This is a genomic window from Actinomadura sp. DC4, from assembly GCF_030406325.1.
In the GTDB taxonomy this organism is placed as follows: Bacteria; Actinomycetota; Actinomycetes; order Streptosporangiales; family Streptosporangiaceae; genus Actinoallomurus.
Map to the genome: position 1 here is coordinate 145,005 of NZ_JAUEQY010000014.1, position 24,792 is coordinate 169,796.

Here is a 24,792-nt window from a genome sequence, read left to right on the forward strand (position 1 = left end):
CGGCCCGGCTCGATCGGGCGAGGCGGGTCTGCCCGGGTGCCGATTCGTCCAAGGCCAAGCCGGCCGGCCGACTGTAGCTTTCGGCTGAACAAGCCTTGGTCCCGCGAGGAGGGTGCTGTGAACGACGATGACGAGCGGACCGGTCAGGCAGCCGCATGGGCGGCGCTGGCGCCGGTGATGGACCTGGTCACACCGATGGCCGTACGGGTCGCGGCCTCGCTCAGGCTGGCCGATCCGATGGCCGGCGGCGCGGTGCCCGTCGAGGAGCTGGCGCGGCGATCCGGCACTGACGCGGACGCGCTGGGGCGGCTGCTGCGGCACCTGGTCTGCCAGGGCGTCTTCGCCGAGCCGGAGCCGGGAAGGTTCGCGCTCAACGAGCTCGCCGGGCTGCTGGCGTCCGACCACCCCGCCGGGATGCGGGCGGCGCTCGACCTGGGCGGGTTCGGCGGGCAGATGGACCTCGCGTTCACCGGGCTGCTGCACACCGTCCGTACGGGGCAGCCGGCGTGGGAGACGGTCTTCGGGACCTCGTTCTGGCCCTATCTCGCCGCGAACCCGCAGATGAGCGCGTCGTTCGACGCGCAGATGGCCCGCGGGGCCGACTACGTCCTCGACGCGGGCCGAAGCCATGACTGGTCCGGCGTACGGCACGTGGTCGACGTCGGCGGTGGCGCCGGCACTCTGGTCGCCGAGGTGCTGCGCGCCAACCCCGAGATGCGGGCCACTCTCGTGGACCTGCCGGACACCGTGGACCGAGGCCGGCGCTACCTCGCCGAGCACGGCCTGGCCGAGCGGTGTGAGTTCGCCGGGCAGAGCTTCTTCGATCCGCTGCCCAAGGGGCGCGACGCGTACGTGCTCGGGCGGGTGGTGCACGACTGGGACGACGACGAGGCCGTGGTGATCCTGCGCCGCTGCGCCGAGGCGGCCGGGCGGGACGGACGGGTCCTGGTGATCGAGACGAACGGCGGCCCCGGCGACGACTCGGCCGCCTTCGCCGAGATGAACCTCCGCATGCTCGTCCTCAGCGGCGGCCGCGAACGCACCGTCGAGGACTACACCGCCCTCGCCGCCAAGGCCGGGCTCGACGTCGCCGACGTCCACAGCACCCCACGCGGACACCTCATCCTCGAATGTACGGCCCGGCAATAGGGGCATTTCACTCGCGCATCAGGAAATGCATGCGTGCCAGTGTGGTTACTGGTGATAATCGCGAATGAACCCCCGGTAACGGGGATCTCATTCGCGATCATTTGGTGAGGTGTATGCGTCATGCCGGCCGCCAAGCCTCGTCTCGGTGTCACCTTGCGGCAGGAGCGCAAGAGGCGGTTGATGACCGTACGGGACATGGCCGAGGCGCTACGCGAGGCCGCTCCTGCCGGGCGAGAACGGGAAAGCGTCCCACGGCTGACCGACCTGATGCGTATGTATCGCAATTGGGAGAGCGATAGGTACGGGGTCAGTGAGCGTTACCAGGTGCTGTTCTGTCGTGTGTTCGATATGACCTTGGAACGGCTTCTGGTCGGATCACACTGCGGGATGGACACTGGAGGCCGCGACGTTTTCTGGTCGGCCGAGGAGGACGACGTGGAGCGACGGCGGATGATCCAGGCCCTGGCGGTTCTCGGCGGTGCCGCGATGTCGCCGATGGCCCAGGCGCTGCAGGCGATCCAGGCCAATGCCGAGGCGGGGCTCGGACGGGGCGTTGCCGCCCAGCTGGACGACTGGGAGGAGACGCTCGTGGAGTACGGATTCACCTACCTGACGACTCCGCCGCAGCGTTTGTTAGGTGAACTGGCCGCGGACCTCGTGTCCGTCCAGTCGATGCGGATCAAGGAAGGCCATCCGGAGTACACGCGATGGTGCCGGGTCACGGGCGGCCTGTCGGGGATGATGGCGAAGACGCTGTCGCTTCTCGGCCAGGCTCGTGAGGCGCGTCCTTGGTGGTCGACCGCTCAGCACGCCGCCGACACATCAGGGGACGTCGAGCTGAGCCTGTGGGTGAGCGGTGAACATCTGATTCACGGCCTTTACCAGCAGCGGCCTGTTCCGGTGCTTCTTCGCCAGTCGGACGCGGTGCTGGGACGGTTGCCGCACCACCCGTGCGCGGGACTCGCCACGCTGCGGTCGCTTCGTGCTCAGACACTCGCGACCGTGGGGCGACCGGACGAGGCGGCGGCGGAGATACGCCAGGCCGAAGAGGTCTTCGTCCGGCTGCCGGCCGAGGTCACGCGGGAGACCAATTCGACGTTGGCCTGGGGTGAGGACTGCCTGAGGTACACCGAGGCGTGGGTGTACGCGTACTCCGGCTCGCAGGCGGAACTGGACGCGTCCTCGGAGAGGGCGCTCGATCTCTACGGGAACGCCGATCGGCGAAGCACCACGCAAATCAGACTCATTCAGGCGTTCAGCCGTGTCCGAACTGGAGACGTCACCGAGGGAATCAAGCACGCGAGCTCGGCGTATGCCGCGTGTCGGGCTGAACAGCGCACGGCGGGAATTACTCGGCTGGCGGATCTGGTCATGGAAAACGTGCCCTCCGGACAGCGCGCCGCTCCGTCGGTGACCGCCTATCGCGAACTGCTGTCCGCCCCTAAAGCGACCAAGTAGGGGCGCGCCAGGTTCCCGTCAGCGCAGGGGTCTTACGGGGATGCATCCGCGTCCGTTCTTGCCCTCGGTCGTCACCGTGATCTGCACGGTGGACGGCGTTTAACTGGTTGCCGGTAAAGCGCTGATTAATCCGTGGAGGGCTCCGGTGCATACACGCAACCCCGATTCGACGTACCGATTGCCGCTCCCGCCGCATCCGATCGCGGCCGAGCAGGCGCGCGTACTGACACGGATAGCGCTCGCCGACTGGAGAGTCATCGATGACGTACTGATCGTCGTGGCCGAGCTCGTGGCGAACGCCGTAAAAATGGGCGACGTCTTCCACCTCACCATTTCCCGGAAGGGTGATACCGCCCTGATCGAGGTCTGGGACCCCGGCGAGGCCACCCCGGACCGCCGGCGGCGTTCCGTCGATCGGGTGGACGGCCGTGGCCTGCTCCTGGTCGAGGCGTGCTCCAAGGACTGGGGATGGCGGCTGGAAGAGCAGGGCGGCAAGACCATCTGGGCCGTGTGCGATCGCGACGTCGAACCTGAGAAGGAGATCCCCTCATGCCCGCGCCAGACCCCGACGACCTGCTCCGGCCACGAGAGGTAGCGGAGATCTTCGGTGTCCGTACGACGACGGTCGCCCGATGGGCGCGCGAAGGCCGGTTGACCCCCGTGCTCACGCCCGGTGGGCATCGCCGCTACCGGCGCGCCGGGATTCTCCCCCTGCTGGCCGCCGGAGAGCCCAGTCAGGAGGAGGAACGGCTGGCACGGGACGCGGCGCGGCTGTATGGCCAGGGGTGGACCATCCGTCAGGTCGCGCAGCGGTTCGATCGCAGCTACGGCGTCATGCGCCGGATCCTCGCCACGCAGGTGCCGCTACGGAACAGAGGCGGGGCCACCCGGGACGTGCATCCCCAGCCAAGCGAGGTGCACGGCGGTTGAGGAAGGACCGAAAAGAGTTTACGTGTCCGAAACCCACGACCCGCCGGATGTGGTCCACCTTGATCATTTAACATTCGGTTGATCGATAAAGAGAGGTTTCCCGGCAATGCGTTTCCGTGCACCATCGGCCGCCGCATCCGTTCTGCTTGCGACGTCCCTTTTGTCCATTGCCGTCCCCTCGGCAGAGGCGAGCACCACGACCGCCTGCTCCCCGTGGGCGAACATCACCGGCTTCTCGGACTCCCTGGACAAGACCACCCTCGGCGGTGTCAACGTCGCGGAACTGTCCGGCCTGACGTACGACACCAACGGCCACCTTCTGGCCGTGGCGGATGAGTCGTACCTGTTCACCCTGGACGCCCGCACCAAGAAGCCGCTGGCCGTACAGACCCTCGTCGACGAGAACGGGCAGTCGCTCGACTCCGAGGCGGTGGCCGTCGATCGCGACGGGACCCGCCTGGTGACGGACGAGACCCAGCCCTCGATCCTGCGCTTCACCCGGAGCGGCAAGGTCATCGACCGGCTCCCGGTGCCGGCGTCGCTCCTGGTCGCCCCGGCCGGCCGCGCCACGCACAACCTGACCTTCGAGGGCATGACCCTGCAACCCGGCGACCGTACGCTCGTCGCCTCGATGGAAGGCGCCCTGACCGGCGACAACGCCGACGTACGCCGCCTGCAGACGTGGCACCGTACGTGGGGGGAGTTCCGCCTCGGAGCGCAGTACGCGTACAGCGCCGACACGGGTCTGAACATCTCCGACATCACGGCCACGGGTGACGGGCGGCTGCTGGTGCTGGAGCGCGGGTACACCCCGAACGTCGGCAACACCGTACGGGTCTACCTCGCCGACCTGAGCCGCGCCACCGACGTCAGCCGTGTCGAGGACCTGACCGGGCAGCCCGGCGTCAGGCTCGCCCGCAAGACCCTGATCGCCGACATCGGCGCCTGCCCGTCTCTCGGCGCCACCACCAAGCAGCCGCAGCCCAACCCCCTGCTGGACAACATCGAGGGCATCACCGTGACAGGCCGCACGCGCGACGGCCGCCTGGGACTGCTGCTGGTCAGCGACGACAACGAGAGCCCCACGCAGATCACGCGGCTGTACTCCCTCGCCGCCCGCCTGCCCCGTTGAAGGAGCCGACCGTGCCCCGTACTCGCATCCGCCTCCTGACCGCGACCGCCGTCGCCGCCGCGACCCTCTGCGCCGTGGGCGCGGCGAACGCCACCGGATCGGCGCCGCGAAGCGACAGGGAGATCCCCAACCTCACGGACGTCGTCAACGAGATCAAGGCGTACTACGGCGACACCGTGGACGCCTCCGGCGAGCACTACGCCTCGGCGAGCAGCAACTACGCCAAGCAGGTCGCCGGGATCGAGGCCAAGGCCGGGGCCTACCTGCGCGAGGCCGTACGGCACACGAGACCGGGCCGGAAGCCGGCCATCGTGCTGGACGTGGACGACACCTCGCTCCTGACCTACAACTACGAGCTGGAGGTCGGTTTCGTCTACTCGCCCGCCTCCAACGACGCCTACATCCAGAACAAGAACATGGCCGCCGTCTTCGGCATGCCGGCCGTCGCGAACTGGGCCGCCGACCACGGCGTCACGGTGTTCTGGATCACCGGCCGCCCGGAGACGCAGCGGGCCGCCACCGTACGCAACCTGGGCGCCGTCGGCTACACGTCCTCCGCCGACCCCTCCCACCTGTATCTCAACACGAAGGAGCCGACGGCCTACCTGCCGTGCTCGGCGCCGACCTACACGTGCACGACGACCGACTACAAGTCCGGTACGCGCAAGCACATCGAATCACTCGGGTACGACATCGCCGCCGACTTCGGCGACCAGTACAGCGACCTGAACGGCGGCTACGCCGGCCGGACCTTCAAACTGCCGAACCCGATGTACTACCTCCCGTAGCCTCCCGGGGACCCGCGCCGGCCGGTCGAAGCGGCGGCGCGGACCCCGGATCCCGGAGGCTTCACGACTGGGGCGCGGGGTCGAGCGGATAGTTCGGGTGATAGAGCAACAACCCGATCCTGTCCACGTTCCGACGTAGCTCCGCCAGCGTCCCGGACTGACCGTCGAGGAACACGACTCCGTCAGGAGTGTCCACGACATTGAACACATGGGCGAAGTCGTCGGGAAAACTGACGTAGACCGCGCCGCGACTCCCGGAAACGTTGCTGACGGCCGCAATGACGTCGTCGTAGTTGGCGACGTCGACAGATCTGCCCTGGTGTTTGTCCTTGAGCCGAAATAGGCCATAGTAAGCACTGCGTACGGTGGGAGGCACTCTGATGGTCCTACTGCCGTCCAACATGTAGTCGACAGCGATGAGGGCCTGGTTGCAGTTTATATTGCTACCGGTCGGGTTCAGTTCGTGCAGGTGTGGATAGTGTTCTTGGACATACCTGTCGCGGTCGTCGTAAGCCGCTGTGTCATCGTCGTCAGCCGTCCAGGTGTCTTGGCTGATCGCCGGTCGTGATGTGATGCCAGGAATCGACCGGTTGATCCCTGCCCACCGGCCACCGCCGGATTCTGACGGTGTATCGGCGGGGAGCCGGAAATCGGCGATTGCGAAATGTCCGTGCTCGCCGTTGTACTGCGTCTCAAAGGCTGACTCGATGGGATCGAACTCGGCCCCGAGAGGTGGTATTGGGAGCGGCCGTACCTGATCATCCGCGGTCTCCTCTGAGATCTGCGGATCGAGCGCGGAGCCTTCCCATTCTGGGCTTCCGAACTCGACGACGAAGCCTCCGTCTTCCAGCAGGTCGTCACTGTCGGTGAATTGCAGATAAATCGCCGATTCATCGGTGGCGGCCGGGCCGGCCGGCGGCGGAGCCGCTCCGGCGGACCGGTCGATGACGAAACCGTCCTCGCCGCGCCATCCGGTGGCGACCTGGAGACAGGCGGGAACGAGTGCGGCCGTGCTGTGGGTGGAGGTTCGCCACCCGGCGGTCGGCTCGCGCAGACGCTCGGGGAGGGGTGTCACGGGCAGCCGGCCTCTCGGCTCCGCCTGGTGGGAAGGCAGGGCCGCTGAGCTCACGAGCCGCCCGGACGGCCCTGCGGAGCTGCGAGGTCCGTCACCGTACTTACGACGGGCCGCCCGCGTCGGGTTCATCCAGTGCGGTCGCTCAGACCTGCTGGTCGCCTATGGTGCGGCGGCTGGGGGCCGGGTCGATGCCGAAGCTCATGACGCGGCGTGGGTGTACTCGGATGATGGGGCCGCCGAGGTTCCCGGCCGAGTCTTCCGGCTCGGTCAGGGCCTCGGCGTCGCCGCGGATCTCCAGGCAGCGGACCGTCCACGGGTCGAGCGAGGCGATGTCGTCCACGACGAAGGCGACCTGCGAACCGGCCGCCACGTTGCGGAACTTCTTGCTGGCCGACATGTCGTGACCGCCGATGTCGATGGTGCCCAGCTCGGCGTTGTACCCGAAGCCGACCGGGTTGTTCTGTACGACGCCGCCCGGCTGGACGGTGGCCAGCCGGCCCAGTCGCTGCTCTCGCAGGTAGGCCAGCTCCCGCTCGGTGAAGATCTCCATACCCGCCACCGTAGGGGGCGCCGGGAGACCGCGCATCGGTGGAAAGACCTAGGACCAAAGCCCTCAGCCGGGACGCCGGGTCGGCCGTCACGAACCCGCCGCGCCCGTAGCGGGTGGAAATTCAGTGGCGTAGGTCACTGGAAGATCGTTACGCTCCGTGCATTGTCGCCGGTCATGAGGAGAACACACGTCTATGTCGGTCTTCAGTTCTACGCCCCCGGACAGGGGGTGACGGCGGACGCGGTGCCGCATTTCTCCTCGGCGTGATCACGCCGGTGGCGACGACCCGCGGACACAGCGGATCGGAAGCAGGGGAAGGCGATGAAGACCATGACGTCGCCGCCGGAGGTGCGTACCCGGGCGGCTGAGACCACCGGCGCGGAGCGGCGGCGTACGGCTCCGCCGACCGGCACCGTACGGCGCCCCGCCCCTCGCGCGACCACTCCTCGTACGACCGCGCCGCAGCTGCCGTTCGCCCTGCTGGTCGTGGGCCTGCTCGGCGGTGCGCTGGTCGGCCTGCTCCTGCTGAACACCGCGCTCGCCCAGCAGGCGTTCACGCGAAGCGAGCTGCAGCGGGAGAACCAGCGGCTCGACGAGCGCAGGCAGGCGCTGCGGGAGGACGTCGCGCGCGAGGACGGCCCGCGGGCCCTGCACGCCAAGGCGCGCCGCCTGGGCATGCGGGACGCCACGCGCCCGTAGACCCGCGAACGCCCGTGCCCCCCCGACGGCCCCGATGAGCCGCCCGGCGGAGTGATCCGCCGGGCGGCCGGGGCCGGCCGGCAAAGGGCCAGCCGCTCCAGTGGTCGACCTGTCGCCCGGGGCACCGGTGTGGTGGCCGGGGACGAGCAAGGATCACGAACGACCGATCAGCCGGACGCGTCCATGATGGCGCGGACGCGCGCCGGGGTGGTCACCGAGCGGGTGGTCTCCGGCGGGTAGAGGGCGCCGCCCATGTAGATGCCCGCCGGCTGGAAGCGGGTCTTGGACCGTACGCCCTCGCTCGCGGTGAAGTGCAGCTCCTGCGCGCCGGTCTGCGCGGCGACCCGCGCGGCGGTGCGCTCGTTGATGCCGCCCGCGGGCAGCACGATGATGCGGTCGCCGGCCTTCTTGACCAGGCGGGCGATCAACTCGGCGCCCTCCAGCGCGCTCGGCGCCGCGCCCGACGTCAGCAGGCGGTCCACGCCCAGGGACACCACGTCCTCGAACGCCTCTTCCGGCGAGCGGGTCACGTCGAAGGCCCGGTGGAAGGTCACGCTCAGCGGGCGGGCCGCCACGACCAGGCGGGAGCAGAGCGCCGTGTCGATCTCGGCGTCCTCGGTCAGCGCGCCGATGACCACACCGTCCGCGCCGGCCAGCTTGGCCGTCTCGATGTCCCGCAGCATCACCGCGACCTCGGACGGGGTGTAGATGAAGTCGCCGCCGCGCGGCCGGATGATCACATGAACGCGGAGACGGCCCGCCGCCACGGCGACCGCCTGTTCGATCATGCCGGCGCTGGGGGTGATGCCGCCCTCGAACAGGCCGGCGCAGAGCTCGACCCGGTCGGCGCCGGCCTCGGCCGCGGCCGCGACGTCATCGGCGGATTCCAGGCAGATCTCATAACGCACGTCGGTCTCCTCATAGCAGTTCCGGCGTAAGGTCCGGTTCGGGCATGTCGGTGTCGAAGGGGAACAGCGGGCGCCGTACGCCGTGGTGGCCCAGCCGGAGCAGGTCCTGGTCGACGCCGCCCGGGGTGAGTGCGAGCCGCCAGTCGGCGGCCAGGTCGTACAGCTCGGGTTCGAGGTAACCGATCTTTACGATGACGATGTCGGCCGTGGCGGGCGAGAGGCCGAGGCCGGTGAAGTCGGCGATCAGGTGGTACGGCTTGCGCCGCGACGTCAGGATCACGTGCAGCCCACCGGTCCTGATCACCGCGATGTCGCCGCCGACCGCGTCCCCGGCGTGCAGCGCGTGCACCGTACCGGCGAGGGCGACCGGCCCGGACGGGCCGGGGTCGATCCGGCCGCCGACGTGAAGCAGCAGCTCGGCGCCCGTGCCCGCGGCGAACGCCTCCGTCACGGCGGCCGGGTCCACGACGCTCGCGTAGATCGCGTTCACCCGCCCCAGCCGCAGGTCCTCCACGCCGAGGAGCCGGCCGAGCGTCCAGGACACGTCACCGGCACCGCCCGCGGTCGGGTTGTCCCCGGAGTCGCTGATCAGGAACGGCCGCGACGGACTCGCGAGAGCGGTGGAGAGGCACTCATCCAGCGTCCCGGTGGGCGCGACGAACGCGAAGTCCGTACGGGACCGCCAGTACACCGAGGCCAGCTCCCGCGCCTGAGCGGTGATGACGTCCTCGTCGTCGCCGGTCACGACCACGGCGGCGCGGCAGCGGGGCTCGTCCGCCCAGGCGTAACCCACCCAGATCGCCGCGTCCAGCACGCCCGGCAGCCCCTCGACGCGGGGGATCCGGCCGTACAGGCTCCTGGCCGGTTCGATGCGCGTGCTCGTCTTCTCGCCGGGCAGGAGCACCGGCACCTGCACCCACGCCTTGAGCGGCCGTCCGCCGTCGCGGAGCCGCTCCACCAGGTTGTACGCCGCCCGCTCCCGCGACTCCCAGGCGTCCTCGTGCGGCGCCATCCGGTAGCAGGTGATCAGGTCGACGGTCTCGGCGAGCGAGCGCGAGACGTTGCCGTGCAGGTCCATCGAGGTGGAGATCAGGGTGTCCGGGCCGACCGCGGAGCGTACGGCCAGGGCCAGGCCCGCCTCGGCGTCCGTACGGCCGACGACGCTCATCGCGCCGTGGATGTCGAAGAACAGGCCGTCGAGCGGCCCGGCCGCCTTGGCACGTTCCACGATCTCGGCCTCGAGCGCGTCGTACACCGAGGGCTCGACCGCGCCGCCGGGCAGCGACACGGCGTGCAGCAGCGGTACCCACTCCACATCGGCGCACCACGGCGCGCCGATCCAGGAGTAGCGGGCGAGCAGCGCGTCGCCCCGGGTCACGGTGAAGTCCGGCAGCCGGGTGCGGTGCGGTGAGAACGTGCTCGACTCGATGGCGATTCCGGCGATGCCGATGCGGAGCGGTTTCACGGGTTCCTCGCGGGTGCGGCCAGGCCCTGGTCGATGAGGAGACGGCCGATGCCGAGCAGCCCGGCGTCGGGTCCGGCGACGCTTTCGCCGATCTGGAGTGCCTGGGTGGTGAGCGGCAGGCAGCGCTCGTACAGCGCACCACGCGCGGCGGCCACGAAGAGGTCGCACGTCGCGAGCGCGCCGCTGAGGATCACCGCCTGCGGATTGAAGAAGTTGACGATGGTGACGAGCACCTCGCCGAGCTGGCGTCCGGCGAAGCGCACGGTCGTGTTGACGGTCGGGTCGCCGTCGCCCGCGAGGCGTACGAGGTCCGCGGTGGTCGTGACGTCGACGCCCTCGGCCCGTACGGCGGCGACCAGGGCCGCGCCGCTGGCGATGGTCTCCAGGCAGCCGAAGTTGCCGCAGTTGCAGGCCCGGTCGCCGCCGGCCGGTACGGGGTTGTGGCTGACGTCGCCGGCGATGCCGCGGGCGCCGCGGTGCAGGCGGCCGTCGTTGACGAGGGCCGCGCCGAGCCCGGTGCCGGCCTTGACGAAGACGAAGTCGCGCATCGAGGGGCCCCGTACGACCGCCTCGCCCATCGCCATCAGGTTGGCGTCGTTGTCCACGACGAGCGGGGCCTCGAACCGCCCGGCCAGCCAGCGCCGTACGGAGAAGCCGTTCCAGCCGAGCATCCGGGACGAGCCGACCACCACGCCGCTCAGGTCCACCGGGCCGGGCAGTCCGATGCCCATGCCGAGCACCGGCCGTCCGGCGCTGAGGGAGAGGAGGGCCTCGCTGATCTGGCCCAGGATCGGCTCGGGGCCGGCCGTGACGTCGATGTCCAGGTCTTGGGCCGTCTCCGGCCGTCCGGACCGGTCCATGACGGCGATCCTGGCGTGGTGGCCGCCGAGGTCGGCGCCCAGGAGCACACCGTCACCGGCGCGGACGCTCAGCAGACGGGGCCGCCGGCCGCCACGCGACCGGCCTTCGCCGGACTCCTCCAGCAGGCCCGCGTCGAGCAGCTCCTGGACGTGGGAGGAGACGGTCGAGGGCGCCCAGCCGAGCAGCCGCGACAGGTCGGCGCGTGAGGTCGCCTGTCCGGAGGCCACGAGCCCCATGATCTGCGCGGCCGACATGGTGGCTCCTTCACTGGCTGGTGGGCGGACAAACCCTAGCGATCTAGCGGATCACGGTCGGCCGAACGAAGTCACCATACTTACTTCGGATACGAACGTTAAGCCGCGAACTTGGCTGGACGATAGCAAGCAGATGGGGCGTCGTCCACAGGTAGGGCGCGTAACACGCCCGTAATCAGCTACTTTGCCGCGACCGAAACCAAGGACTTGATTCGGGAATGCCTTGTCTTCGTTTGATTTAGGCATGTATCGTCGCCGCCAACATCCTGCCGAAACGTTGTCCCCCACCTGGAGCACCGATGAAGAGATCTCTGGCACTGGCGGTGTGCGGCGCGGCCGTGACGCTGCTGGCCGCCGGCTGTTCCTCCGGCGACCAAGGCTCGGCGGCGAAGGGCGGCACTCCCCAGCAGGGAGGCTCCGTCACCTTCGCGATGCCGCCCAACGCCACGCCGAACTGGATCTTCCCGATCGGCACGCCGGGCCACCTGGCCTCCTTCAACGGCGCGATCCGGCAGGAGGTCTTCGTCCCGCTCTACTCCTACGACGGTTCGAGCGGCACGGTCGCGCTGGACCAGAAGGCGAGCGCCGCCAAGCCGCCGGTCTACTCCAACGGCGGCAAGACGGTCGACATCAAGCTGAACGACCTCAGCTGGGCGAGCGGCCAGAAGGTCACCAGCCGCGACGTGGAGTTCTGGTTCAACCTGGCCAAGGCCAACAAGGCGCAGTGGGGCAACTACAACGCCGGTGACCTGCCGGACAACGTCGCCAAGTTCCGGGCGGTCAGCGACACGGAGTTCAAGCTCGACCTCACCAAGGCCTACAACCCGGACTGGTTCACCGCGAACCAGCTGACCTACGTCACGCCGATCCCGCAGGCGGTCTGGGACGTCGAGAGCGCGGGCGGCAAGCCCGGCGACTACGACCGCACGACCGACGGCGCCAAGAAGGTCTTCAAGTACCTCACCGGTGAGGCCGGCAAGCTGTCGGAGTACGCGAGCAGCCCGCTGTGGAAGGCCGCCGACGGCCCGTTCACGGTCAAGGAGTTCACCACGACCGGCCAGGTGACGCTCGCCAAGAACCCGAAGTACACCGGGACCGACACCGCCCATCTGGACACGGTCACCTTCAAGCCGTTCACCTCATCCGACGCCGAGCTGAACGTCCTGCGCTCCGGCGGCGTCGACTACGGCTACCTGCCGGCCCTGGCGGTCTCGCAGAGCAAGTCGATCGAGAACGCCGGCTACCAGGTGAAGCCCTGGAACGGCTGGGCGATCCCCTACGTCCCGTACAACTTCAACAACCCGGCCATGGGCGCGGTCTTCAAGCAGCTCTACGTACGGCAGGCCGTGCAGATGTCGATCGACCAGACGACCATCTCCCGCGTCCTCTGGCACAACGAGGCGGCGCCCGGCTACGGCCCCGTCCCGCAGACGCCGGTCTCGAAATACCTCTCGCCGGCGCAGCAGACCAACCCGTACCCATTCGACCTCAACAAGGCCAAGACCCTGCTGACCTCGCACGGCTGGACCATCGTGAACGGCGTCGCCTCGTGCGCCCAGGCGGGCAGCGGCGCGACCCAGTGCGGCGCGGGCATCAAGGCGGGCACGCAGCTGAAGCTCACGATCAACAGCCAGAGCGGCAGCACCGAGACCGACAACATGATGCAGGAGGTCCAGTCCTCCCTGTCCAAGATCGGTATCGGCCTGTCGATCAAGGCGGAGCCGCTGAACTCGGTGCTCGACCACACGGCGCAGTGCAAGCCGAGCCAGTCGTCCTGCTCCTGGCAGCTCTCCTTCTTCGGCACGGCGGGAAGCTGGTACTTCCCGGCGTACCCGAGCGGTGAGCAGATCTTCAGCAGCACCGGCAGCACCAACCTGGGCAGCTACGTGGACCCGGCGGCCGACGACCTGATCAAGAAGTCGACCAGCTCGACGGACACGGCCGCGATGCAGGACTACGACGCGTACGTCACCAAGAACCTGCCGGTGATCTGGATGCCGAACCCGGCGTACCAGGTCTCCGCGATCAGGAACAGCCTGCGCGGCGTGATCCAGGACCCCCTCGCCAACATCCAGCCCCAGCGCTGGTACCTGGCGAAATGAGACCGGCCCGGGACGGCGGACCGCCGTCCCGGGCCTCCACCCACCGGTCGGAGGCATCCCGTTGACGCGCTTCCTGCTCAAGCGGATCGGCCAGGCGGTCGTGGTCGTCTTCTTCGTGACCGTGATCGTCTTCCTGCTGCTGCACTCCGCGCCGGGCGGGCCGGCGCACGGCATCCTCGGGCCGAAGGCCAGCCCGCAGGCGATCGCGGAGTTCAACCGAGAGCACGGCTTCGACAAGTCGCTGGTCCAGCAGTACTGGGCCTACATCGACGAGCTGTTCCACGGCGACCTCGGCCGGTCGTACACGCTCAACCAGTCGGTCGCCTCGCTGATCGGCCAGCGGATCCCCAAGACGCTGGTGCTGACCGGGTTGTCGACGCTGGTGGCGCTCGTGGTCGCGATCCCGCTGGGCGTCTGGCAGGCCCGGCGGCGCAAGGGCCTGGCCGACTACGCCGTCACGACCGTGGTGTTCGTCGGGTACGCCACCCCGGTCTTCTTCCTGGCGCTCATCCTGGTCATCGTCTTCACCCAGAAGACGCAGCTGCTGCCGCCCCAGGCGCCGCAGACCCAGTCGATCGCCGGGCTGTTCGCCGACTCGCGCGCGCTCATCCTGCCCGTGCTCGCCGGGGCGATCGCCACGGTGGCGGCGTTCAGCCGCTACATGCGCTCGGCCGTGCTGGACAACCTCGCCGAGGACTACGTACGGACCGCACGCGCCAAGGGCGCCTCGGAGCGGCGCGTGGTGTGGCTGCACATCATGCGCAACTCCCTGACGCCGATCGTCGCGATGCTCGGCTACTACCTGCCGGTGCTGTTCTCCGGGGCGCTGGTGATCGAGTCGGTGTTCAACTACCCCGGCATGGGGCTGCTGTTCTGGAACGCCGCCCAGACCTCGGACTATCCGATCCTGCTCGGCGCGGTGCTCGTCATCGCGCTGGCCACCGTCATCGGGTCGCTGCTCGCCGACATCGTGCAGGCGCTCATCGACCCGCGGGTGAGAGGAACGATCACATGAGCGAGCGAATCGGCAACACAGCGTTCCAGGCCACCTCCCCGGCGAAGGAGGACTCATGAGTCTGTCCGCACCGGTCGTCGCGGAGCCGCCTCCCGTACGGGTCGCCGGGTCCTACCGGCGCATGGCGTCCCTGTTCTTGGCCAACCGACTCGCCGTGACCGGGCTGGTGATCCTCGCCGCGCTGCTGCTGTTCTGCTTCCTCGGCCCGCTGATCCACCACACGGACCAGACGCACACGAACCTGCCGGCCGCCAACCTTTCGCCCGGCAGTGGGGGACACCTGCTGGGCACCGACGACGTCGGCCACGACGTCCTGGGACGTCTGATGGTCGGGGGCCAGACGTCCCTGGAGATCGGGGTGGCGGCCGGCCTCCTCGCCACGCTGATCGGCACGGTCTGGGGCGCGATCTCGGGCTACGCCGGCGGCTGGCTGGACGCGATCATGATGCGCGTGGTGGATGCGGGCATCGCGATCCCCGCGCTGTTCCTGCTGCTGGTGACCGCGACGATCCTGCGGCCCACGGTGACGGTGCAGATCCTGATCATCGGGTGCGTCTCGTGGCTCGTGCCCGCCCGGCTCGTACGCGCCGAGGCGCTGTCGCTGCGCAGCCGCGACTACGTCCAGGCGATGAAGGCGATGGGCGGCGGCCACCGCCGCGCGGTGTTCCGGCACATCATCCCGAACGCCATCGGGACCGTCGTGGTGAACGCGACCTTCCAGGTGGCCGACGCCATCCTGCTGATCGCCTACGTGAGCTTCCTCGGCCTCGGCGTGCCGCCGCCCAAGACCGACTGGGGCGGGATGCTCAGCAAGGGCATCTCCTACACCTACGACGGCTACTGGTGGCTGATCTTCCCGGCCGGCGTCGCGATCGTCCTGGTCGTGTGCGCGTTCAACGCGATCGGCGACGGCCTGCGCGACTCCTTCGAAGTGCGTCTGGAGGGCCGATGACCGAGCCGGGACCCACGCTCGCGATCGAGGACCTGAGCGTCTCGTTCACCAGCCGCCACGAGACCGTACGCGCCGTCGACGGCGTCAGCATCACGGTGAACCCCGGGGAGATCGTCGCCGTCGTCGGCGAGTCCGGCTCGGGCAAGAGCGTCACGTCCCTGTCCACGCTCGGCCTGCTGCCGCCGACCGCGAACGTCAGCGGAAAGGTGCGGGTCGGCGGTCTCGACGTCACCACGCTCGACGGACCCCGGCTGCGGGCGGTGCGCGGCGCCGAGGTCGCCATGGTCTTCCAGGAGCCGATGACCGCCCTGAACCCGGCGTTCACCGTCGGCTGGCAGGTCGCCGAGGCGCTGCGCCTGCACATCGCCGACCTGTCCAGGAAACAGGCGCTCGACCGCGCCGCCGAACTCCTGGAGATGGTGGGCATACGGGACGCGCGGCGGCGGCTCGGGCAGTTCCCGCACGAGCTGTCCGGCGGACTCCGGCAGCGCGTCGTGATCGCGATGGCCATCGCCTGCGAGCCGAAGATCCTCATCGCCGACGAGGCCACGACCGCGCTCGACGTGACCGTACAGGCGGAGATCCTGGACCTGCTGCGTGACCTGCGCGAACGGTTCGGCATGGCGATGCTCGTGATCACCCACAACATGGGCGTCGTCGCCGACATCGCCGACCGCGTGGTCGTGATGTACGAGGGGAAGGTCGTCGAGCAGGCCCTGGTCGAGGACCTGTTCGCCCGGCCGGAGGCCGACTACACCAAGCGCCTGCTGGCCGCCGTCCCGCGCCTGGCCCCCGGCGAGCAGCGCGCACGCGACGCGTCGGCACCGGAGGCGCTGTCACTGGAGCACGTCACCGTGGAGTTCCGCGGAGGCGTACGCGCGGTCGAGGACCTGTCGCTCACCATCGCCCAGGGCGAGGTCCTGGGGCTGGTCGGCGAGTCCGGGTCCGGCAAATCCACCGTGGGCCGGGCCGCGATCGGCCTCCTGAAGCCCACCTCCGGGACCGTACGCCTGCTGGGCGAGCCGCTGTCCGGCGCGAAGGGTCGCGCCCTGCGGCGGCTGCGGCGCCGGTGCGGCATCGTCTTCCAGGACCCCGCGTCGTCACTCGATCCCCGGATGACCGTCGGCGACTGCGTGGCCGAGCCCCTGGTCATCAGCGGCGCCGGCGACCGTACGGACCGGGTCGTGGCCCTGCTGGAGAGCGTCGAACTGGACCCGGCGGTACGGCGGCGGCACCCGCACGAACTGTCCGGTGGTCAGCGCCAGCGCGTCGGCATCGCCCGCGCCCTCGCGCTCGACCCGCAGCTCGTCATCGCCGACGAACCCACCAGCGCGCTGGACGTCTCAGTGCAGGCGGCCGTGCTGGACATGTTCCTGGAGCTGCAGGAACGCCTCGGTTTCGCCTGCCTGTTCATCACCCACGACCTGGCCGTCGTGGGCAAGGTCTCCGACCGGGTGGCGGTGATGAACGAGGGACGGCTCGTCGAGGTGGGCCCGCGCGACGAGGTGCTGTTCTCCTCGCAAGAGGAGTACACGCGCCGCCTCGTGACGTCGGCGCCGGTGCCCGACCCGGTGGAGCAGCGCCGTCGACGCGCCGAGCGCCACGGTCTCTGAGGACCCGCTATGCCCGGTTTCGGTGCTACGCCTACCATCGAGCCCGTGACCGTACGCGGACTGATCATTGACTGGGGCGGCGTGCTGACCACGCCGCTCCGCGAGGCCGTCGGGGCCTGGATCGTGGCCGAGGACATCGACGTCGACGGCTACAAGGTCGTCATGCGCGAGTGGTTCATCGACGCGTACGCCGGCGACGGCCCCGTCAGCCCGGTGCACGGCCTGGAGGACGGCAGCCTTCCGGCGGCGGAGTTCGAGCGGACGCTCGCCGAGCGCCTGCGCACCCGTACCGGCGAGCAGGTGGTGGCCGAGGGCCTGCTGACCCGCATGTTCGCCGCCTTCGAGCCGGTCGAGCCGATGTATGAGGTCCTGCGCAAGGCGCGGGCGGCGGGCGTGCGCACCTGCCTGCTGTCCAACTCCTGGGGCAACACCTACCCGCGCGAGCTGTTCGCCGAGCTCTTCGACCAGGTGGTGATCTCCGGTGAGGTGGGGCTGCGCAAGCCCGACCCGGCGATCTTCCGGCACGCGCTGGACCTGCTCGGACTGCCGTCGGAGGAGTGCGCGTTCATCGACGACATCGAGCACAACACCAACGCGGCGGAGCGGCTCGGCATCGTCGGGGTGCACCACACCGACGTCGACGTCACGGTCTCGCGTCTGGAGGAGCTCACCGGGGTGTCGCTCCGGTAGTCCGCGCATTCCTCACCGCGTCCTGGCAGACTCATCAACGATATGCGCGTCTACCTTCCGTCCACGCTCAGCGGACTCGCCGAGATCCTGCGCGACCGCAAGCTCGAGCCGGCTCCGCTGACCGGCTATGCCGTCACTCCGGCGCTCCGCGAGTGGTACGCCTCGGCCGACCTGGAGGAGCTGGAGTACGCCGCGATGGCGGACGCGGCCAAAGACTCCCTGCGCCTGCTGTCGTCCGATCCGGACGCCGCGTCGCGCCGGGTCGTGATCGTCGCCGAGGTCCCGGACGACGCGATCGCCTACGAGAGCGGTGACGTGGTGGACGGCGAGGACCGCGCCCTGGTGCGCGTCACCCGCGCGATCTCCTTCGAACGCATCGTGTCCGGCCACGTGGACGACGCGGAGGCCGAGACCGACGTACGCGCGGCGCGAGCCGCCATCACGGCCGCCGACGCGGGCGACGACGACGCCCGCTTCACCGTCGACGGCGCGGCCGGCCACGAACTCATGTGGTACGCCACCCAGGAGCTACCTCACCTGTTCGGCTAGGCCGCCGTGTCTTCGGAGGACGTGCTCGTCGTCGCCCACCTGACGATCGCGGCCGTCTGGCTGGGGTCGATGGTCTACAGCCTCGTGGTGGTCCAGCCCAGGGTCGAGCGCTTCTTCCCAGATCCTGAGCGGCGCGAGGAGTTCCTCCTGACGCTGGCGAACGGAAACCGCCGGCCCGTGGTGGCGTTGATCGGGGCGCTGGTCGTGACCGACCTCGCGCTCCTGGTCTCGCGGCCCCGGCTCGGCGACGGCATCGCCCTCGTGCTGTATCTCCTCGCCGGCGCCCTGTTCACGCACGTGTCCTGGCGGCACTGGCCGGCGCGGGTGTTCGCGCTGCCCGAAGAGCTGCCGGGCCACCAGCGGACGCTCCGGCGCCTGGCCTGGACGATGCTCGCCCTGGTCGGCGCGGCCTTCCTGACGGTGCTGAGCGTGGCGCTGGAGCGGCCCTAGCCGTCTGGGTAGAAGAGGAACAGGGTGCAGCCGGTGGTGGTCGCGGGGACGTGCCACGAGCCGGCCGGGGCGTGCAGGAACGTCCCCGCCGGATAGTCGCGGGCGCCGTCATTGAAGGTGCCCTGGACCACGTAGACCTCCTCCGGGCCGGGCTCGTGGACGTCGCGGCGTGGCCAGGAGGTGCCGGGGTCCATCTCCAGCACGTTGGCGCTCGCGCCGTACGGGCCGGTCCACAGCGGGCGCAGCCGGATGCCGGGGAACACCTCCCGTACCGGGGCTTCGGCGACGGAGGCGGACGCGTAGCCCTCCTGGGCGAGGATCTCGGGATGCACGCCACCCACGGTGCCGCGTACGGGCCGCGGGCCGACAGCGGCGACCGCGACACCGAGGGGTATTTTCCTGCCATGCATCGTGTGGTGGCCCTCGTACGGCCGGTGCAGTCGACGTTCGAGCTCGGCTGTGCCGCCGAGGTCTTCGGCACCGTACGGGCCGGGGTGCCGCAGCACTACGAGCTGCGGGTCTGCACCGAGACGCCCGGCCCGGTGGAGACGTCGGCGGGGTACACGATGTCGGTGCCGCTGGGCCTTTCGGCGCTCGCGTCCGCCGACACGGTCCTCATCCCCGGCTGGGCGCCGGTGGAGGCGCCGCTCTCAGCCCGCGTGCACCGCGCGCTGCTGCGGGCGCACTCCCGGGGGGCGCGGCTCGTCACCATCTGCTCAGGAGTGTTCGCACTGGCCCGTACGGGCCTGCTGGACGGCCGGTCGGCCACCACCCACTGGGGTCGCGCCGCGCAGCTGCGCCGAGAGTTCCCCCGAGTGCGCGTCGAGCCGGAGCGGCCGTACGTGGACCACGGCGACGTCGCCACCAGCGCCGGCGCGGGCGCGGGCATCGACCTCTGCCTGCACCTCGTCCGGCGGGACCACGGCGCCGCGTACGCGGGCCTCCTCGCGCGGCACATGGTGATGCCGCCGCACCGCGAGGCCCCGCCGCCCCCCGGCCCGCTGGACGGCCTCCTCGAATGGGCCGGCGCGCGCCTCGGGACGCCGTTGTCGGTGAGCGACCTCGCCGCCTACCTCAGCGTCTCGCCCCGTACGCTCGCCCGCCGCTTCGCGGACCGGCTCGGCACGAGCCCGGGCGCGTGGCTGCTGGCCCTGCGGATCACCGAGGCGCGCACGCTGCTGGAGGAGACCGACCTGCCCGTGGAGGCGGTCGCCGCGCGCGTCGGCCTCACCTCCGCGGTCAACCTGCGCCGTCACTTCCGCGCCCAGGTGGGGACGACGCCGGGCGCGTACCGGCGGGCGTTCCGGGTCCCGTGACACGACACGGCCTATGCTCTTTGGCGTCATGCATATCGTCTGGGACTGGAACGGCACGCTGTTCGACGACCGCGATGCCATCCTCGAGGCAACGAACGACGTCTTCCGTTCCTACGGCTTGCCGCCGATGGAGCTCGACCACTACCGCTCGGTCTACAGCCGCCCGATCTGGGCCTCCTACGAGCGGATCCTCGGCCGGGCGCTCGTCGAGGGGGAGTGGGAGCGGCTCGACGTCGCGTTCCACGACTCCTACCACCGGCTCATGGCGCGCTGCGGGCTCGCCGCCGGCGCGCGGGCCGCGATCGACGTGATCGCCGAAGAGGGGCACACGCAGTCCGTGCTGTCGATGTGGCGCCACGACCGCCTCTCCGTCGCCGTACGCGAGCTCGGCCTGCATCCGGTCTTCCGCCGGGTCGACGGGCTGCTGCCCGAAGAGGCGGGCGGCGAGAAGGCGGAGTTCCTCGTACGGCACCTGGCGGCGCTCGGCGTCAAGGCGATGGACGTCGTCATGGTCGGCGACAGCGTCGACGACGCGGCGGCCGCGCGTCACGTCGGCGCGCGTGCGGTCCTTTACACCGGTGGCCTGCAGTCACGCGCCGACCTCGACCGGTTCGGCGTCCCCGTGGTCGAACGCCTCTCCGAGGTCACAGTTCACATCTGACCTGGATCAATGGGTGTTTTGTCGGGTAAGGCATCACGTGCGACCATGCTGATGACGACGACGTCAATGAACACCGCTGGGGAGTTTTTTCATGGACGCTGTGACGAACGTACCGGCACCGGTGAACGAGCCGGTCAGGGCGTACGCCCCCGGTAGTCAGGACCGGACTTCGCTCGAGGCGAAGATCAAGGAGCTCGCCGGCGAGCGGATCGACCTGACGATGACCATCGGCGGCGAGCAGCGGCTCGGCGGCGGAGAGCCGATCGACGCCGTCGAGCCCCACAACCACCGCCATGTCCTCGGCGTGATGCACGACGCCACCGGCGACGACGTCGGCGCGGCGATCGAGGCGGCGCGCGCGGCGGCCCCCGGCTGGCGGGCGATGTCCTTCGACGACCGCGCCGCGATCTTCCTGCGGGCCGCCGAGCTGCTCGCCGGGCCCTGGCGGAACACCCTCAACGCCGCCACCATTCTCGGCCAGTCCAAGTCGGTGCAGCAGGCCGAGATCGACGCCGCCTGCGAGCTGATCGACTTCTGGCGGTTCAACGTCTCCTTCGCCCGCGAGCTGGTCCACCTGCAGCCGGCCTCGTCCCCGGGCGTGTGGAACCGGATGGAGTACCGCCCGCTGGAGGGCTTCGTCGTCGCGATCACGCCGTTCAACTTCACGGCGATCGCCGCGAACCTGCCGACCGCGGCCGCGCTGATGGGCAACGTCGTCGTGTGGAAGCCGTCGCCGACGCAGACGTTCGCCGCGCACTTCACGATGCGGCTGCTGGAGGAGGCCGGCCTCCCGCCGGGCGTGATCAACCTGGTGACCGGCAACGGGCGGGCCGTCTCGGACGTCGCGCTCCACCAGCCGGACCTGGCGGGCATCCACTTCACCGGCTCGACCGCCACCTTCCAGCACCTGTGGCGTACGGTCGGCGAGAACATCGCCGGCTACCACGGCTACCCGCGGCTGGTCGGCGAGACCGGCGGCAAGGACTTCGTCGTCGCCCACCCGTCGGCCGACCCGAAGGCGCTCGCCACGATCCTCGTACGCGGCGCGTTCGAGTACCAGGGCCAGAAGTGCTCGGCGGCCTCGCGGGCCTACGTCCCGCGTTCGCTGTGGACCGGCATGCGCGACGAGCTGCTCGGCACGGTCGAGTCCCTGACCATGGGCAACGTCGCGGAGGACCTGTCGGCGTTCATGGGCGCGGTGATCGATGACCGGGCGTTCGCCAAGCACAAGGAGGCCCTGGAGCGGGCCGCGTCCTACGACGGCGTCACGGTGCACGTGGGCGGCGGTGTGGACGACTCCGAGGGCTACTTCGTCCAGCCGACCATCCTGGAGAGCGCGGACCCGACGGATGAGATCTTCACCAAGGAGTACTTCGGCCCGATCCTCGGCGTGCACGTCTACGACGACGGCGACTACGACGCGATGCTCACCCAGATGGAGAGCGCGGCGCCGTACGGCCTGACCGGCTCGATCGTGGCCCGCGACCGGCAGGCGATCGCCGCGGCCTCGGACAAGCTGAGGTTCGCCGCGGGGAACTTCTACGTCAACGACAAGCCGACCGGGGCGGTCGTCGGCCAGCAACCCTTCGGCGGCGCGCGGGCCAGCGGCACGAACGACAAGGCGGGCTCGGTCCTCAACCTGACCCGCTGGGTCAGCGCCCGCTCGATCAAGGAGACCCTCGTCCCGCCGACCGACCACCGCTATCCCCACATGGGCTCCTGAGCCTCATCCGACCAGGGTGGCTCTCGCCGACCATGGCCCGGCGAGAGCCACCCTGCCGTTGAACAGCTAATTTGCGCGCAATGGGGGGCAAGCCCGACGATTGACCGTCGAACCCCAATCGCCCGGCAGGAGCCTGCTATGCCCCGTCTCGTGCTCTGGAACGTCGATCACACCCTGGTCGACGTCGGCCGGGTGACGCGGGAGGCGTACGCCGAGGCGTTCCAGCGCGTGACCGGGCGGCCGCTGGTCCGCCTCGCCCCGACCGCGGGCCGTACCGAGTCAGAGATCATCTTCGAGACCCTCGCGTTCAACGACGTCGTGACGACCGAGGACCATCTGGCGGAGTTCATAACGGCGCTGGGAGACGCGTTCGCCGCACGCCGCAAGTCGATCCGCAAGGACGGCCGGGTGCTTCCGGGGGCGCGTGAGGCGCTCGCCGCGGTCGGCCGGCTGCGCGAGGTCGTCCAGTCGGTGCTGACCGGCTCGATCGAACGCAACGCGGTCGCCAAACTGACCGCCCTCGGCCTGGACAAGTACGTCGACCTCACCGTCGGCGGCTACGGCTCGGAGACCTATCCGAAGGCGGCGCTGGTCGAGCTCGCGCGCACCCGTACGGGCAAGAAGTACGGCACCAAGATCGCCGAGGCGGCCACGGTGCTCATCGCCGACTCACCGAACGACGTCCGCGCCGCGCAGATCGCCAGCGCACGCACGATCGCCGTCGCCACCGGCAACGCCACCGAGGCCGAACTCCGGAGCTCGGGCGCGGACATCGTGCTGCCCACGCTGGCCGAGACCGATCACGTCGTACGGGCCGTGGAGACCCTCACCGGCTGAGTCCGCCGGTCGGCGGCGCGATGCCGGCGAAGCGGAGCAGGTCGACGATGCCGAACCGCCCCGGCCGGGGGCCGAGCGTCGGCTGCCAGCGTGAGTAGGTGGCGCGGAAGGACGTGGAGTCGGCGTCGAGCAGGCCGACGAGCACCTCGGCGACGACACGGCTGCCGACCGGTCCGAGACGCGAGCCGCCGGCGACGACCTCGGCCTCCTTGAGGATGTAGTACCAGAGGTAGATCGGCCCGACCGTCTCCAGATCCTCGTCGGTCAGCGGGACCTCGCCGATCGTGCGGGCCACGTCCTGCCCCGAGGGCAGGCCCAGGGCCTCGCTGCGCAGGAGGTTGCAGACCGCGAGCGAGGCGACCGGCCGGGCGAGCGCGCCGTCCTTGGCCCCGGGCACCGCGCTGACCGGCAGGTCGAGAAGCTGGGTGTTCAGCGTGGCCACGATCTTCCGGGCGAACTGCGCCGGCCGGCCCGGGTCGGTGGGGAACAGGAAGGACCAGTCCACGGCGTGTTCGGCGTCGACCGGGCCACCCCGCAGGTCGGTACGCGGAGTGGCCGGCGCCTCCGGGTCGTCGGGGAAGATCCGGCCGCTGAACCCTCTGTTGACCCGATAGGCGGACCGGACGGTGGGATGGCCGAAGCGGAACGCCGCGGCGGCGAACTCGATGGGGATGAACGGCCGGACGCCCGGGCGGAAGAAGCGCGCACCGTAGGCCAGCACGTCTTCCACGACGGCCGGATCGGCGACCATGGGCAGGAACTCGTGCACGATGATCCACTGGTAGTGCCAGCGGACGAGCTGCCGCGCGGCGGCGAACACCTCTCTGTGGTAATTGTCGACGTCGAGTAACTGCTCCAGCGTCGCGCCGTCCTGTTCCGTGTCGGGCTCGTCGGGCGGCTTGGCGGGAACACGCTGCCCCAGGGCGTCGGTGATGGCATCGGTACGAAGCCCGTCGACGACGCGGTTGTGGAATTTGACGAATGCGAGATGAAGCTGGGCGAGCAGGAGATTTTCGTCGTTGCGCGGATCTCCGATGAGCGCCATGCCGCCTGCGGTCCGGTTCAGGTCGACGCCGTCCGGTGAGGTCAGGAGTTTCGTGTCGAAGGACGTCCGGTCGTACAGGTGGGGATTGACCGTCGGTCCGCCGCCGTAGAGGTTGTCCATGTCCATTCGCGGCGGGCGGACGTCGGGCAGGACGTTCGTCTCGCTCACGCGGTCGAGGGCCGAGGTGGGCTCCAGCGTCAGGTCGTGGTCGACGAACTGGCCGAAGAAGGTGAACCCGGCGTGGAGGTGCGTGCTCTCCTGCTCCGCGGTGGTCTGCCCGCCGTCCATCGTGCCGCCTGGGAGCCCGAGCTCTCTGGCCATCTTCAGGCCGGTGGGCCGGCGTGCGGCCAGGCCGGGGAACATGCGCCCGAAGTCGCCCCCCGGCGCTCCGGCGATCGCCCGGCCGGCGAACCGGCGGGACGTCGAACCGTGTAGTGCGTTCATGGTCTTCTCCAGATCAGGACGTGGTGAATTGGCCGTCGCCATTGATCGGCGATGTCGGCGCGGTCCGAGCTGGAGAGAACTAACCGGTGCGATGAATGTCCATTTAATGGCCCCCCTTGCCGTGCT

25 protein-coding genes and 1 pseudogene are annotated in these 24,792 nt (G+C 69.9%); 19 read left to right on the forward strand and 7 right to left on the reverse strand.

What is annotated here, in order from left to right:
- Nucleotides 1–117: 117 nt before the first annotated feature.
- The 7 genes and pseudogenes from QWU11_RS23535 (at nucleotide 118) to QWU11_RS23565 (ending at nucleotide 5,457) form a co-directional block, all read left to right on the forward strand.
- Nucleotides 118–1,149, forward strand: coding sequence for a methyltransferase (locus QWU11_RS23535; RefSeq protein ID WP_290116536.1), 1,032 nt, complete (start codon nucleotides 118–120; stop codon nucleotides 1,147–1,149).
- Between the two features lie 120 nt (nucleotides 1,150–1,269).
- Complete coding sequence (locus tag QWU11_RS23540) at nucleotides 1,270–2,607, forward strand: hypothetical protein (protein WP_290116537.1); 1,338 nt, start codon at nucleotides 1,270–1,272, stop codon at nucleotides 2,605–2,607.
- 145 nt (nucleotides 2,608–2,752) lie between these two features.
- Complete coding sequence (locus QWU11_RS23545) at nucleotides 2,753–3,202, forward strand: ATP-binding protein (RefSeq protein ID WP_290116538.1); 450 nt, start codon at nucleotides 2,753–2,755, stop codon at nucleotides 3,200–3,202.
- Nucleotides 3,157–3,324, forward strand: a pseudogene (locus QWU11_RS23550) (helix-turn-helix domain-containing protein); the annotation flags it as partial. The gene QWU11_RS23545 and the pseudogene QWU11_RS23550, both read left to right, overlap by 46 nt.
- A complete protein-coding gene (locus QWU11_RS23555; RefSeq protein ID WP_354670891.1) occupies nucleotides 3,322–3,537 on the forward strand; it encodes a helix-turn-helix domain-containing protein in 216 nt (71 codons plus the stop codon). The pseudogene QWU11_RS23550 and the gene QWU11_RS23555, both read left to right, overlap by 3 nt.
- Before the next feature lie 160 nt (nucleotides 3,538–3,697).
- Complete coding sequence (locus QWU11_RS23560; RefSeq protein ID WP_290116539.1) at nucleotides 3,698–4,669, forward strand: esterase-like activity of phytase family protein; 972 nt, start codon at nucleotides 3,698–3,700, stop codon at nucleotides 4,667–4,669.
- A gap of 11 nt (nucleotides 4,670–4,680) precedes the next feature.
- Nucleotides 4,681–5,457 carry an HAD family acid phosphatase gene (locus tag QWU11_RS23565; protein ID WP_290116540.1) on the forward strand — a complete coding sequence of 259 codons (777 nt, stop codon included), beginning with the start codon at nucleotides 4,681–4,683 and terminating at the stop codon, nucleotides 5,455–5,457.
- A gap of 61 nt (nucleotides 5,458–5,518) precedes the next feature.
- Here QWU11_RS23565 and QWU11_RS23570 read toward each other — a convergent pair whose 3' ends face one another.
- A complete protein-coding gene (locus tag QWU11_RS23570) occupies nucleotides 5,519–6,532 on the reverse strand; it encodes a toxin glutamine deamidase domain-containing protein (protein WP_290116541.1) in 1,014 nt (337 codons plus the stop codon).
- Nucleotides 6,533–6,674: 142 nt separating this feature from the next.
- Complete coding sequence (locus tag QWU11_RS23575) at nucleotides 6,675–7,082, reverse strand: PPOX class F420-dependent oxidoreductase (protein WP_290116542.1); 408 nt, start codon at nucleotides 7,080–7,082, stop codon at nucleotides 6,675–6,677.
- A 321-nt stretch (nucleotides 7,083–7,403) separates the two neighbouring features.
- Between QWU11_RS23575 and QWU11_RS23580 the strand changes: the two genes are divergently transcribed.
- Nucleotides 7,404–7,781: a hypothetical protein gene (locus tag QWU11_RS23580; protein ID WP_290116543.1), complete on the forward strand. Its 378-nt coding sequence runs from the start codon at nucleotides 7,404–7,406 to the stop codon at nucleotides 7,779–7,781.
- Between the two features lie 167 nt (nucleotides 7,782–7,948).
- On the opposite strand, the gene QWU11_RS23585 is transcribed toward QWU11_RS23580, so the two are convergent.
- The 3 genes from QWU11_RS23585 to QWU11_RS23595 are packed head-to-tail and all read right to left on the reverse strand — an operon-like array spanning nucleotide 7,949 to nucleotide 11,269.
- Complete coding sequence (locus QWU11_RS23585) at nucleotides 7,949–8,689, reverse strand: copper homeostasis protein CutC (protein WP_290116544.1); 741 nt, start codon at nucleotides 8,687–8,689, stop codon at nucleotides 7,949–7,951.
- A 10-nt stretch (nucleotides 8,690–8,699) separates the two neighbouring features.
- Nucleotides 8,700–10,154, reverse strand: coding sequence for a M81 family metallopeptidase (locus tag QWU11_RS23590; protein ID WP_290116545.1), 1,455 nt, complete (start codon nucleotides 10,152–10,154; stop codon nucleotides 8,700–8,702).
- On the reverse strand, nucleotides 10,151–11,269 hold the full coding sequence (locus QWU11_RS23595; RefSeq protein ID WP_290116546.1) for an ROK family transcriptional regulator: 1,119 nt from the start codon (nucleotides 11,267–11,269) through the stop codon (nucleotides 10,151–10,153). The genes QWU11_RS23590 and QWU11_RS23595 overlap by 4 nt, the downstream gene beginning before the upstream one ends.
- Nucleotides 11,270–11,568: 299 nt before the next feature.
- Here QWU11_RS23595 and QWU11_RS23600 point away from each other — a divergent pair, with 299 nt between their 5' ends.
- The 7 genes from QWU11_RS23600 (at nucleotide 11,569) to QWU11_RS23630 (ending at nucleotide 18,640) form a co-directional block, all read left to right on the forward strand.
- Complete coding sequence (locus QWU11_RS23600; protein ID WP_290116547.1) at nucleotides 11,569–13,371, forward strand: peptide ABC transporter substrate-binding protein; 1,803 nt, start codon at nucleotides 11,569–11,571, stop codon at nucleotides 13,369–13,371.
- Between the two features lie 61 nt (nucleotides 13,372–13,432).
- On the forward strand, nucleotides 13,433–14,386 hold the full coding sequence (locus tag QWU11_RS23605) for an ABC transporter permease (protein ID WP_290116548.1): 954 nt from the start codon (nucleotides 13,433–13,435) through the stop codon (nucleotides 14,384–14,386).
- A gap of 55 nt (nucleotides 14,387–14,441) precedes the next feature.
- A complete protein-coding gene (locus QWU11_RS23610; RefSeq protein ID WP_290116549.1) occupies nucleotides 14,442–15,338 on the forward strand; it encodes an ABC transporter permease in 897 nt (298 codons plus the stop codon).
- Complete coding sequence (locus tag QWU11_RS23615; RefSeq protein WP_290116550.1) at nucleotides 15,335–16,951, forward strand: ABC transporter ATP-binding protein; 1,617 nt, start codon at nucleotides 15,335–15,337, stop codon at nucleotides 16,949–16,951. The genes QWU11_RS23610 and QWU11_RS23615 overlap by 4 nt, the downstream gene beginning before the upstream one ends.
- Before the next feature lie 45 nt (nucleotides 16,952–16,996).
- Nucleotides 16,997–17,641, forward strand: coding sequence for an HAD family phosphatase (locus tag QWU11_RS23620; RefSeq protein ID WP_354670888.1), 645 nt, complete (start codon nucleotides 16,997–16,999; stop codon nucleotides 17,639–17,641).
- A 42-nt stretch (nucleotides 17,642–17,683) separates the two neighbouring features.
- Nucleotides 17,684–18,190, forward strand: a complete 507-nt coding sequence (locus QWU11_RS23625) for a hypothetical protein (RefSeq protein ID WP_290116552.1) — start codon at nucleotides 17,684–17,686, stop codon at nucleotides 18,188–18,190.
- Nucleotides 18,191–18,196: 6 nt separating this feature from the next.
- A complete protein-coding gene (locus QWU11_RS23630) occupies nucleotides 18,197–18,640 on the forward strand; it encodes a hypothetical protein (RefSeq protein WP_290116553.1) in 444 nt (147 codons plus the stop codon).
- Here QWU11_RS23630 and QWU11_RS23635 read toward each other — a convergent pair.
- On the reverse strand, nucleotides 18,637–18,972 hold the full coding sequence (locus QWU11_RS23635; RefSeq protein WP_290116554.1) for a cupin domain-containing protein: 336 nt from the start codon (nucleotides 18,970–18,972) through the stop codon (nucleotides 18,637–18,639). The two genes, QWU11_RS23630 and QWU11_RS23635, sit on opposite strands and share 4 nt — an antisense overlap.
- Before the next feature lie 72 nt (nucleotides 18,973–19,044).
- Here QWU11_RS23635 and QWU11_RS23640 point away from each other — a divergent pair, with 72 nt between their 5' ends.
- The 4 genes from QWU11_RS23640 (at nucleotide 19,045) to QWU11_RS23655 (ending at nucleotide 23,177) form a co-directional block, all read left to right on the forward strand.
- The gene (locus QWU11_RS23640) at nucleotides 19,045–19,956 is read left to right on the forward strand and encodes a helix-turn-helix domain-containing protein (RefSeq protein ID WP_290116649.1); all 912 of its coding nucleotides are present in this window, start codon (nucleotides 19,045–19,047) and stop codon (nucleotides 19,954–19,956) included.
- Nucleotides 19,957–19,984: 28 nt separating this feature from the next.
- Nucleotides 19,985–20,617, forward strand: a complete 633-nt coding sequence (locus QWU11_RS23645) for an HAD hydrolase-like protein (RefSeq protein ID WP_290116555.1) — start codon at nucleotides 19,985–19,987, stop codon at nucleotides 20,615–20,617.
- Between the two features lie 91 nt (nucleotides 20,618–20,708).
- A complete protein-coding gene (gene pruA / locus QWU11_RS23650; protein ID WP_290116556.1) occupies nucleotides 20,709–22,340 on the forward strand; it encodes an L-glutamate gamma-semialdehyde dehydrogenase in 1,632 nt (543 codons plus the stop codon).
- A gap of 138 nt (nucleotides 22,341–22,478) precedes the next feature.
- Nucleotides 22,479–23,177: a haloacid dehalogenase-like hydrolase gene (locus QWU11_RS23655; RefSeq protein ID WP_290116557.1), complete on the forward strand. Its 699-nt coding sequence runs from the start codon at nucleotides 22,479–22,481 to the stop codon at nucleotides 23,175–23,177.
- Here QWU11_RS23655 and QWU11_RS23660 read toward each other — a convergent pair.
- A complete protein-coding gene (locus QWU11_RS23660) occupies nucleotides 23,167–24,666 on the reverse strand; it encodes a heme peroxidase family protein (protein WP_290116558.1) in 1,500 nt (499 codons plus the stop codon). The genes QWU11_RS23655 and QWU11_RS23660 overlap by 11 nt on opposite strands.
- Nucleotides 24,667–24,792: the final 126 nt, after the last annotated feature.

What these genes read in the sequence shown, in the direction of transcription:
- QWU11_RS23540 (WP_290116537.1), top strand. Translation starts at nt 1,270, where the DNA reads ATGCCGGCCGCCAAGCCTCGTCTCGGTGTCACCTTGCGGCAGGAGCGC.
- QWU11_RS23575 (WP_290116542.1), bottom strand. Translation starts at nt 7,082, where the DNA reads ATGGAGATCTTCACCGAGCGGGAGCTGGCCTACCTGCGAGAGCAGCGA.
- QWU11_RS23580 (WP_290116543.1), top strand. Translation starts at nt 7,404, where the DNA reads ATGAAGACCATGACGTCGCCGCCGGAGGTGCGTACCCGGGCGGCTGAG.
- QWU11_RS23595 (WP_290116546.1), bottom strand. Translation starts at nt 11,269, where the DNA reads ATGTCGGCCGCGCAGATCATGGGGCTCGTGGCCTCCGGACAGGCGACC.
- QWU11_RS23600 (WP_290116547.1), top strand. Translation starts at nt 11,569, where the DNA reads ATGAAGAGATCTCTGGCACTGGCGGTGTGCGGCGCGGCCGTGACGCTG.
- QWU11_RS23610 (WP_290116549.1), top strand. Translation starts at nt 14,442, where the DNA reads ATGAGTCTGTCCGCACCGGTCGTCGCGGAGCCGCCTCCCGTACGGGTC.
- QWU11_RS23615 (WP_290116550.1), top strand. Translation starts at nt 15,335, where the DNA reads ATGACCGAGCCGGGACCCACGCTCGCGATCGAGGACCTGAGCGTCTCG.
- QWU11_RS23625 (WP_290116552.1), top strand. Translation starts at nt 17,684, where the DNA reads ATGCGCGTCTACCTTCCGTCCACGCTCAGCGGACTCGCCGAGATCCTG.
- QWU11_RS23640 (WP_290116649.1), top strand. Translation starts at nt 19,045, where the DNA reads ATGCATCGTGTGGTGGCCCTCGTACGGCCGGTGCAGTCGACGTTCGAG.
- QWU11_RS23645 (WP_290116555.1), top strand. Translation starts at nt 19,985, where the DNA reads ATGCATATCGTCTGGGACTGGAACGGCACGCTGTTCGACGACCGCGAT.
- pruA (WP_290116556.1), top strand. Translation starts at nt 20,709, where the DNA reads ATGGACGCTGTGACGAACGTACCGGCACCGGTGAACGAGCCGGTCAGG.
- QWU11_RS23655 (WP_290116557.1), top strand. Translation starts at nt 22,479, where the DNA reads ATGCCCCGTCTCGTGCTCTGGAACGTCGATCACACCCTGGTCGACGTC.
- QWU11_RS23660 (WP_290116558.1), bottom strand. Translation starts at nt 24,666, where the DNA reads ATGAACGCACTACACGGTTCGACGTCCCGCCGGTTCGCCGGCCGGGCG.